This window comes from Desulfitobacterium sp., assembly GCF_034927245.1.
Lineage (GTDB): Bacteria > Bacillota > Desulfitobacteriia > Desulfitobacteriales > Desulfitobacteriaceae > Desulfitobacterium_A.
Window position 1 is genome coordinate 22,469 of sequence record NZ_JAYFQK010000043.1, and the last position, 9,213, is coordinate 31,681.

The 9,213-nt window shown below is 45.2% G+C and carries 13 protein-coding genes; 7 read left to right on the forward strand and 6 right to left on the reverse strand.

Features of this window, described 5'->3' with window-relative positions; genetic code table 11:
* Positions 1 to 5 precede the first annotated feature (5 nt).
* Positions 6 to 479 (reverse strand): flagellar protein FlgN, encoded by a 474-nt coding sequence (locus VB077_RS11190; RefSeq protein WP_323415324.1) that lies wholly within the window; start codon positions 477 to 479, stop codon positions 6 to 8.
* Between the two features lie 29 nt (positions 480 to 508).
* A complete protein-coding gene (flgM, locus tag VB077_RS11195; RefSeq protein ID WP_323415325.1) occupies positions 509 to 781 on the reverse strand; it encodes a flagellar biosynthesis anti-sigma factor FlgM in 273 nt (90 codons plus the stop codon).
* Positions 782 to 935: 154 nt separating this feature from the next.
* On the opposite strand from flgM, the gene VB077_RS11200 reads away from it, so the two are divergent.
* The 3 genes from VB077_RS11200 to VB077_RS11210 all read left to right on the forward strand — a co-directional run bounded on the left by VB077_RS11200 (position 936) and on the right by VB077_RS11210 (position 3,329).
* Complete coding sequence (locus tag VB077_RS11200) at positions 936 to 1,514, forward strand: Uma2 family endonuclease (RefSeq protein ID WP_323415326.1); 579 nt, start codon at positions 936 to 938, stop codon at positions 1,512 to 1,514.
* A gap of 122 nt (positions 1,515 to 1,636) precedes the next feature.
* Positions 1,637 to 2,446 (forward strand): flagellar motor protein, encoded by an 810-nt coding sequence (locus VB077_RS11205; RefSeq protein ID WP_323415327.1) that lies wholly within the window; start codon positions 1,637 to 1,639, stop codon positions 2,444 to 2,446.
* A gap of 28 nt (positions 2,447 to 2,474) precedes the next feature.
* Positions 2,475 to 3,329, forward strand: a complete 855-nt coding sequence (locus VB077_RS11210; RefSeq protein ID WP_323415328.1) for a flagellar motor protein MotB — start codon at positions 2,475 to 2,477, stop codon at positions 3,327 to 3,329.
* A 9-nt stretch (positions 3,330 to 3,338) separates the two neighbouring features.
* Here the strand turns inward: VB077_RS11210 and VB077_RS11215 are convergent, their stop codons facing one another.
* On the reverse strand, positions 3,339 to 4,379 hold the full coding sequence (locus VB077_RS11215; protein ID WP_323415329.1) for a M28 family metallopeptidase: 1,041 nt from the start codon (positions 4,377 to 4,379) through the stop codon (positions 3,339 to 3,341).
* A gap of 29 nt (positions 4,380 to 4,408) precedes the next feature.
* On the opposite strand from VB077_RS11215, the gene VB077_RS11220 reads away from it, so the two are divergent.
* The 3 genes from VB077_RS11220 (at position 4,409) to VB077_RS11230 (ending at position 6,044) form a co-directional block, all read left to right on the forward strand.
* The gene (locus VB077_RS11220) at positions 4,409 to 4,846 is read left to right on the forward strand and encodes a YaaR family protein (RefSeq protein WP_323415330.1); all 438 of its coding nucleotides are present in this window, start codon (positions 4,409 to 4,411) and stop codon (positions 4,844 to 4,846) included.
* Between the two features lie 30 nt (positions 4,847 to 4,876).
* Positions 4,877 to 5,662, forward strand: coding sequence for a protein-glutamate O-methyltransferase CheR (locus tag VB077_RS11225; RefSeq protein WP_323415331.1), 786 nt, complete (start codon positions 4,877 to 4,879; stop codon positions 5,660 to 5,662).
* 106 nt (positions 5,663 to 5,768) lie between these two features.
* Positions 5,769 to 6,044: a hypothetical protein gene (locus tag VB077_RS11230; protein ID WP_323415332.1), complete on the forward strand. Its 276-nt coding sequence runs from the start codon at positions 5,769 to 5,771 to the stop codon at positions 6,042 to 6,044.
* 135 nt (positions 6,045 to 6,179) lie between these two features.
* On the opposite strand, the gene VB077_RS11235 is transcribed toward VB077_RS11230, so the two are convergent.
* From VB077_RS11235 to VB077_RS11245, 3 genes are all read right to left on the reverse strand, one after another.
* Entirely contained in the window at positions 6,180 to 6,371 is a 192-nt protein-coding gene (locus tag VB077_RS11235; RefSeq protein ID WP_323415333.1) for a hypothetical protein, read from the reverse strand.
* Between the two features lie 243 nt (positions 6,372 to 6,614).
* The gene (locus VB077_RS11240) at positions 6,615 to 7,013 is read right to left on the reverse strand and encodes an EamA family transporter (RefSeq protein ID WP_323415334.1); all 399 of its coding nucleotides are present in this window, start codon (positions 7,011 to 7,013) and stop codon (positions 6,615 to 6,617) included.
* 9 nt (positions 7,014 to 7,022) lie between these two features.
* Positions 7,023 to 8,576 (reverse strand): FAD-dependent oxidoreductase, encoded by a 1,554-nt coding sequence (locus VB077_RS11245; RefSeq protein WP_323415335.1) that lies wholly within the window; start codon positions 8,574 to 8,576, stop codon positions 7,023 to 7,025.
* A 110-nt stretch (positions 8,577 to 8,686) separates the two neighbouring features.
* Between VB077_RS11245 and VB077_RS11250 the strand changes: the two genes are divergently transcribed.
* The gene (locus VB077_RS11250; RefSeq protein ID WP_323415336.1) at positions 8,687 to 9,064 is read left to right on the forward strand and encodes a hypothetical protein; all 378 of its coding nucleotides are present in this window, start codon (positions 8,687 to 8,689) and stop codon (positions 9,062 to 9,064) included.
* Positions 9,065 to 9,213 lie beyond the last annotated feature (149 nt).

Sequence of the window (9,213 nt, forward strand, 5' to 3'; positions counted from 1 at the left end):
CCTCCTTAAATCTTTTGGTCTAATATTCCAGTTGAACCTTGGTTATTCTTAATTCCTGGCTTCCGATATGTATTTTTATCCTGATAGGTGAGCATGCCAACCGTAAAATTGACAATACTCATGGCTTGTTCAAGCAATCGCGTATTCAGTTCATTCACATTCATGAGGTCTTTGATGATGATTTCCAGCTCTTCTTTAACATTTTGAAGCTCCGGATATCGAACCGCAAGCTCGGACAAGGTAAGTTCTTCAGCCGCCTTGCCGGTCATTTGCGACATTTGATCAGACCAAAGCAAGCGTTCTTTTTCTAAGCGGGATGCTTCCATCATCAACTGCTCTTCACGGACCGTCACCGCTTCAAGTTCTTGAAAATTATTCGCGACCAGTGCATCTTGCATATGATCCGCTAATTCCTTAAGCTCCCGATAGACTTCAATCTGCTTCGATAAATTATCCTTTAAAGGCTGAATTACCGGCACACGTAACCCCCCTTGATCTCTTTATAACGTTATTCTTTTCCGAAAAGCAAGCTGCGGGCAATCGTGCCGGCATCGATTTTAAATTCCCCATTCTTAATCTGCTGGGAAACTTCACGAACGCGTTCCTCGCGAACCTCCGGAACATCTTTGACTTTTTGCATTAAAACTTGGTAGAACTGAGCTTTATCGGAAACCTTTACGCCATCCGTTCCTTGTACCGCAGCTTTCTTATCGATGGAAACCACTCGGTTTTTAGCCTGGATGCCGCCCACCGGAGGTAATGATGTTCCGTCGATTTTCATTTGACTCACTCCCATAAACTTAATCTATACTTTTAGTATCGGCAGTTTCGGTAAGAAACTTTAAAGGTTTCTCGAAACTTCAAGTTAACTTAAGGAAATGATATACTATACTTAGAAATAACAATACAGTCGAAATAAAAGGAAGGTGCTCGCCATGTCACGGATGCCTCGTGACTTAAATGCTCGGTTTACGTATAAGGATTACCGAACTTGGTCAGACAATGAACGTTGGGAACTCATTGATGGCGTCCCTTATAATATGACACCCGCTCCTTCAACCAAGCATCAAGAAATCCTGGGAGAATTATATCAACTTTTTGCCGCCTATCTCAAGGGAAAGCCCTGTAAAGCCTATCTTTCCCCCTTTGATGTTCGACTTCCGTCAGCAAACGAACAAGATGAAGATATCTCCTCGGTAGTTCAGCCCGACCTAACCGTGGTGTGTGATCCCTCCAAAATTGACGAGCATGGTTGCAAAGGTACCCCTGATCTCATCATTGAAATTCTTTCACCGGCAACTATGAAAAAAGACTTAGGTGACAAATTACGCCTTTATGAAAGAGCCGGCGTTCCGGAATATTGGGTTGTTCATCCCTATGATCAAACCGCGCTCATCTTTAACCTTAATCAGGGGATTTACGGTACACCAACGTTCTATAAAGTTCCGGATGAAGTTCGTGTAATCGTATTCCCTGACTTAGTGATTCCGCTGCCCGAAGTCTTTGCGATCTAAAAGTTAACCGTAAAGGAAAGCTCAAGGTTTTCCCGTGGTTTTTCGATAATATAAATATGACATAAAAAAGGAGGTACGCCTGAGCAGTTCCCTCTTTGGGAGTATGCACTGGCTAATCGTTCATGGATTTATCAACTGTAATTGGACTAGTCGTTGGATTCGGTTTTTTAATCTTAGGATATCTTGAAGAAGGCGGAAGTATAGGAGCCTTATTCCAGCTTTCGGCAGCGATGATTGTTTTTGGCGGAACGATTGGTGCCGTCGTGACAAGCTTTCCGTTGGACGACTTAAAAAGAGTTCCTCAATGGCTGAAAATTGCCTTTACCTCGCAATCCTTTGGTATTGATGAAGCTTACGAAACCCTGATTCGCTTTGCCGAAAAAGCGCGTCGTGAGGGATTGCTCAGTCTTGAACAGGAACTTGAATCCGTAAAGGATCGTTTTACCAAGCAAGGCATGCAGCTCGTGATTGATGGTACGGATCCTGAGATCACCCGTGAGATTTTGGAATCTAATATCAGTGTTATGGAAAAGCGCCATAAAGTCGGAATTGCCGTATTTGAGGCTGCCGGCGGTTATGCCCCGACCATGGGTATTATCGGAACTGTGATGGGACTTGTCCAAGTTTTGGGAAACATGTCAGACCCCAATTCACTTTCAAGTTCTATTGCCGCTGCTTTTTTAGCTACGCTATATGGGATTAGTTCCGCCAACCTCCTGTGGCTGCCCATCGCCTCAAAGCTTAAACAGAAAGATAAAGATGAAGTCGGCGCCATGGAAATGGTCTTAGATGGAATTCTCTCCATCCAAGCCGGAGAAAACCCCTCTATTCTTAAGGAAAAATTAAAGACTCACCTGGGAAATCTGCCAAAGCCGAAAGGCAAAGCGACGGGTGATGCTTTGAACATGGATGCCGAAAGCGCATCAATCTAGGGTTCATAAATAATGCGAAGGTGATTGAATGCCAAGAAAACGTCAAGAAGAGCCAGAAAAGGATAACCATGAACGCTGGCTTCTCACCTATTCTGATTTGATTACACTCCTGATGGTTTTTTTTGTCGTCCTCTATTCGATGAGTCAAATTGATGCCAACAAATTTAAAGCGGTAGCCGAATCCTTAAGCGTCGCCCTAGGCGGCGGATCTGCTTCGCAGATTAATGTCGGTTCGAGCACAAGCGGCCCGTCCATATTCGAAACGGGAAGTCCCAAAAGCCAAGCCACTCAACAGGGAACAACAGAAGAAGTGACCGACAATATGAATACGGCGGGAAGCGGGATCAAGTCCGGTCAGGGAAATGCAGATGCCGAGAATATGACGATTGAAGGAATTAAGGCAAAGCTCGACAAATTTGCGGCCGATAACGGGATTCAAGCTCAGCTCGTCTCTTCGATCGAAGAACGAGGCTTGGTCATCAGTATTCAAGAAACACTGCTTTTTGAAAGCGGTTCAGCAGATATAACGCCGCGAGCTCGTGAAATTCTGGATAAAATCAACACGGTTTTAGCCTCTGCTCCAAATTATATTAAAGTTGAAGGTCATACGGATAACCTCCCGATCAATACCGGCCGTTTCCCCAGTAACTGGGAACTTTCCGTACTTCGGGCAACTAATGTTCTGCATATCATGGCCGCTCCGGGAGCAATCTCACCGGATCGCCTTTCCGCGGCAGGATATGGGGAATACCGTCCTGTGGCCTCCAATGATACCGAAGAAGGCCGCGCCCGCAATCGACGTGTAGATTTAGTCATCCTTCGTTCCAAGTACGATACAACCGAACCCGGCAGCGCTGCCGCAGCTGCGGCCCCACAAGAATAGACATACTCTTTACTTAAAGGCTAACAGCTGCACCGCACGATATACAATATCACTGGCTAACTCAAGCTGTTCGGGTTCAATCAAGTCTATCGTATCCTCAGGGGTATGGTTCTTGTTCAGCCAATCTCCGGCCATCAACGTCACCGCAGGTATCCCTGTTTGAGCAAAGCTCGCCTGGTCACTGTTATGCCCTCCGAAGGGAGTCCGCCCGGCGCTTGCTCCGGCTTGAATCGCTGCCGCCCTAACGGCTTGATAAGCGATATTATCCTCATTCACTGACCAAAGCCCAAAATCTCCAACCGGGCCGTTCCCAACTGTGTCGATATTCAGCATCGCCTGAATTTGTCCCAGCGGAAATGTCGGGGATTGCACAAAGGCCTTTGAACCGATAAACCCCATTTCCTCGGCGCTCCAAAAGGCAAATACCACTGTTTTCCGCGCCGGCTTACCATCCCGAAGAAGACGGCGGATCACTTCAAGAACACAGCTTACCCCGGATGCATTATCATTAGCACCGGGATATATCTTTCCCTGATAAACCCCAAGATGATCATAATGTGCCGAAACAAGGATCACTTGATCTTGCACTTTGCCCTTTATGGCTCCCAGCAGATTCACGCTTGGAGTACGCAAGCTTCCCAGGGTGCCGGGGATAAAGGTGAGCCTGCCGTTCACGACATTTTTGCTAACGGGAGGAATCGTGAAAACCTGGGTAAAGTTTTTCCCTTGATCCCCCATCGGGATTAGGCCGAGTGAACTCATTTGTTTCGACAAATAACTTGACGCTTTATTCTCCCCGACAGTACCGGCTTGACGCCCTTGCATCTCCGGTGCGGACAGCGCAGTGATATCCTCCATCGCACTATGGTAGAGCATTTCTTCATCGGTTACCCCCTGGGGAAGCTCAGACATTGGGGTAATGAGCTTAACCGAAGGACGCTTAACCCAGCTTTGGAAGGTTTGATTTATTTTTCCCGGCCAAAGCGTCCACGGTAAGGACAAAGCCGATAACCCCAAGAGCATTTTTAAAAAATTGCGCCGTGAACTCATAACATTTATCCTTTCAAAGGAGGATTTCGATGCCCTTACGAATTGATGGCACCGCCCAAACCGAAAGCATAACCCGCTCATCCTCTGCTCCGGCACGGGGAGAACTGGATTTCATTCAAGCCTTAGACCAGGCTCATCACCTGCAGCAGAAAGAGCTTCAAGATTTCCTGAAAAAATTTGATGATAAAGGAAAAGCGCTTGCTCAGAGTTTTTCCTTAGGCGATTTAGCGGATTTTAAAAGCATGGTCAAATCTTTTTTGCGCTCTACTTTTGGCCAAAGCCGCCGGCTCTCTGAAGAAACCTGTTGGGATTTTCGCGGAAGGCCTAAAGTTCTCTCCCGAATTCAAAAAATCGATAAATCACTCGAGGATCTCGGCAATACGCTCCTTGAAACCCAAAGCAAGCCTCTGGATATCTTGAATAAGATTGACGAAATACGAGGGCTGATCATTGACTTATTATGTTAAATATAAACACAATGTAAAGAGGTGCTCAACATGTTACACACTGAAAACACTTATGAATGGTTCATCAAAGCCTTCCATCCTAAAAGCGGGCTTGATCTGAATTTTTATAAACAAAACCAGATGCAGCGACGGATCATAAGCTTTATGACTTCTCACAAATATCAGACCTTCCCCGATTTCATGAAAGCTTTAAACGAAGACCCCGTTCTTTATGACGCCTTTTTCAAACATTTGACGATCAATGTTTCCCAGTTCTTTCGAGATGTTAACCAGTGGAAGACCTTGCGGGAAACCATTTTTCCTAAGCTTATCGAGGGAAAAACAAATCTTAAGCTTTGGAGCGCTGGCTGCTCTAGCGGTCAGGAACCTTATTCCTTAGCGATCACTTTAATGGAATATTTCCCGCATATCAAATTTAGTGTGCTGGCCACCGATATTGATGTCAATGTTCTGAAACAAGCGCGGGATGGAATCTATAAACAAAACGATTTTACCTCTACTCCGCCTGAGCTTCTGCACAAGTATTTTACCCTAACCGACAAAGGGTATCAAATAAAAGATTCTGTGAAACGCCAAATCACCTTTAAGCCGCAGAATTTGCTCACGGATCGTTTCGAAAGCGGTTTTGATTTTCTGGCCTGCCGAAATGTTGTTATCTATTTCACGGAAGAAGCGAAAGAGATGCTTTATCGAAAGTTCACCCAATCTTTAAACAGAGGAGGAATCCTTTTTACGGGAAGTACCGAGCACCTTTTCGGAATGAACAATCTTGGTTTAAAATCCGTTTCTTCCTTTTTTTATCAAAAACAAGAATAGTTTTATAATTCTTCTTCCCACACGTGATTTTGTACACTATAATTAGGTTAAGGTTCATATTATAGTGTAGAGACAGAAAAACGATGAAGAGAAAGGTGGGATACTCTTGTTTTTTCACGAACGTCTAATCATCGGTTATGTCCAGGACCTCGAAAATGGCCTCTATGCCTTCCAACTTGCCGAAGGTGAGGAATTCCCTGTTACCTTTGAGGAATTTGAAACTCATTGGCAAGAGTACTGCAAATTTGAAAAGGAGAGAGCCACGGCTTCTCAAGATCATGCCGGACACTATCGGCCGCTGCCTGTCACACTGGTCGTCCGTCATGGTGTGCGCATCTTTCCCGCAAGCCCCATATTAAGGCGCAAACGCAGGTTAGCCTGAATGAAACTAACTCATGCGTGTGCGCTCTTTTCATTTCTATTCAAGAAAATCATTCGACTAAGGAAAATAAGCAATGCCCCCAGCATGGATTTGGAATCCGTGCCGGGGGCATTTTCATTCATTCGCTTATTTGTATTACTGCACTAATTCTGAACCCTTCTCATACTCTTCAATAAAAGCTTCAAGAGGATATGTCAAGCCTTTGCCTTTGTACTCAAGAGAAACCTGCTGAGCAGAGGGGTTATACCCTATAAATTTCATCCCCAACTGTTTCGCCATTTTGGCCAGCTCAATTCGCGCGCCTCTACCTAGATCTTGAAAATTCATCGTCCGCACACGCCCCTTTTACCATATTATCAGAAGTAAATTGGGTTATAGAGTTATAGGGTTATTCAGTTGTATAACGCTAACGTCTTATTCGGCGACGAACCGGGGTAGAACGAAGCCTATATCGCACTTACCCTTACCTAGATAATATCTTATTGCGCACAAAGATGCAACTTACATCTACCGCAAAAGTCGCCCTTACCCAGCCAGACTCAATAGCATGCATCGTGAGGTAAAGTAGACTTAGAAATTATTGGGGTGACCGAAAAGACCGAGGACGGATATCCCGATCAGAATCAATAGGCTTCCTAAAATCTTAGGCAGATTTACGCTTTCATGCAAGAAAAGTGTTCCGTAAAAAATGGCAAGAACATATCCTAAGGCAACCATCGGATAAGCATAACTCAGCTCCCACTTGGAAATGACAACTAACCATAAGATGGAGCTGATTCCAAAACAAATAAATCCCGCAAAAATAGCCGGCGTAAAAACAATACCCAAGAGCTGACGCCAAATATTTTGAAAAGTAACCCGGCCGTATTGGAGCATGCCGACCCGAAAAAGGAACTGGCCGGTTGCTCCTAAAAAGATGGAGAAAAGAGCAATCACCAAAGAGCGAAAATCTAGACTCAAACTGCGCACCTCTTTAAATCAATCATCATGATCGTTAAGCACCTTAAGCGGTTTTACTGTCGGCCCCTCAAGGATTTCACCGTCCATAGTATACCGTGAACCATGACAAGGGCAGTCCCAGGAGTTTTCGGCATTATTCCAGTGCAGCTCACACCCCAGATGGGCACATGATGTATCAACTCTATGAATCTTACCTGCCTCGTCTTTAAATACTCCCACACGCTGTCCATCCTCAGTTTCAACATTTGCCTCCCCGGGCTTAACTTCAACTTTATCCGGTACGTCTTCCAGCTTACCGGAGATTAAATTCGCCGCGACATCGGCATTTTGAACGGCAAACTGAGCTGCTGTGCTTAGTGTAGCCGTCCTTGAAGGAGAATAAACATCTTCCCAAGGGGATTCTCCTTTGACGATTAAATCACGAATGAGAAGCCCTGAAACGGTGCTGTTCGTCAAACCCCATTTACGGAATCCGGTGGCTACATAAAGATTAGGGCTTTGCGAAGACATTCTTCCGATATAGGGAATATCGTCTAAGCTGGTGCAATCTTGAGCTGACCAGCGATATGGGAAATCTTCAACCGTAAAGAGCTGTTCGGCAAAATTCATAAGGTTTTCATAACGCTGCCTTAAGTTTTCACCCTGGCCTGTTTTATGCTTTTCCCCGACAATTAAAATCCGCTCGCCTTCGGGGGTTGGCAAGGAACGCAGCGAACGGTCCGGTTTTTCGGCATTGATATATATTCCGCCCGGGAATTTTTCCTGAGCCTTGGCAACTACAGCATATGCCCTCTCCGTATACAGTCGTGTAAAATAGAGTCCCGGGAAAAAGTTAAAGGGATAATGCGCCGCCATAATAACGTGTGTTGCGGTGACTTTGCTCCCCTTAGCTGTGATGAGCGTATACGGGCCATCTCCTGCGCCGTCAAGGTCGACTACTCGGGTCTGCTCGAAGATTTGACCGCCTTTGTCCAGAATTTTAGGGACTAAGGCGAGTAAATATTTGCGGGCATGAAACTGGGCCTGCTGCTCAAAGCGGACTGCCCCCAGTATATCAAGGGGTAATTCCAACTTTTTCTCAAAGCTTGCCTTAATTCCGAGTGCCAAGGCGCTTTCAACTTCATCCTCTATTTTCTGAATATAATCCTTAGATGCTGTATAAACATAGGCCGGCTGATAGCTGAAATCACAATCGATCTGCTGCTCTTCAACAAGTTTCGCCACAAAATGGAGGGCAGCCTCGTTGGCCTCGGCATACTGTTTGGCTTTCTCCTGCCCCATATTTCTTTGAAGCTGAGCATAAATCAGCCCATGCTGAGAAGTCAGCTTCCCTGTGGTATGAGCAGTTGTCCCAAGAAGAATTCGATCCGCCTCCAGCACAGCTACCTTTAATCCCTCTTGAGTCAGTAGATACGCTGAAGTGATTCCCGCCATTCCTCCTCCGACAATGGCGACATCCACCTTTAAATTCTCTTGCAGGGCGGGATAATTCGTTTCCGGCGTCGAAGCAATCCAGAAAGAAGTCGGAGGATTCTTAAACCATTTATCGGCAGCATTCTGTTTGTTACCCATCTGTACTTACAACCCCTTAATCAAAGACTTTAAATTATCTTTCCCCTGTTTCGGTTTTTTATTATCGTGATAAAATAAAATCATAAGTCTGTTCAATGGGAGGTGATCCGATGCAAACTAAGCAACCTCTAATTTCAGATCACGCAGGTTCTTACCGGAAGCTCTATTTCATCTGGTATTTTGATGATGAAAAAGGATATGGAATTGAAGTGTTTGGGGAAAAACCGCAGGGAAATGATCTGTCAGGAAGCGATCTGTCGGGGAACGATGAACATTCGAAATTATATAGCATTGTCAATTGGACCTTTGGTCACGGAACTTGGGCCAGGGATTTACGCAGAAGCTGGGGAGATTTTGCGGCCAATAAAGTCGCTGAAAATCAGGGGACTATGCCCCCTGAAATTAAGGAAATCGTTTTAGACTTCAATATTGAAAAGCAAATCATCGAGGGAAACCTAGAAACAGTGGAAGGTATGCTAAAATCCTAAGCTAATGCCAAATCATCACCACCCGTCCAACGGGTGGTTTGGGATAAGGCTATAAGCCTTTGTTACTGACCAGCGCCTAAAGACGCTGGCTTTCACATACGTTCAAGCTACTTGTCTTTGCCACCTTTGCCACCCCTAAAGGGGTATTT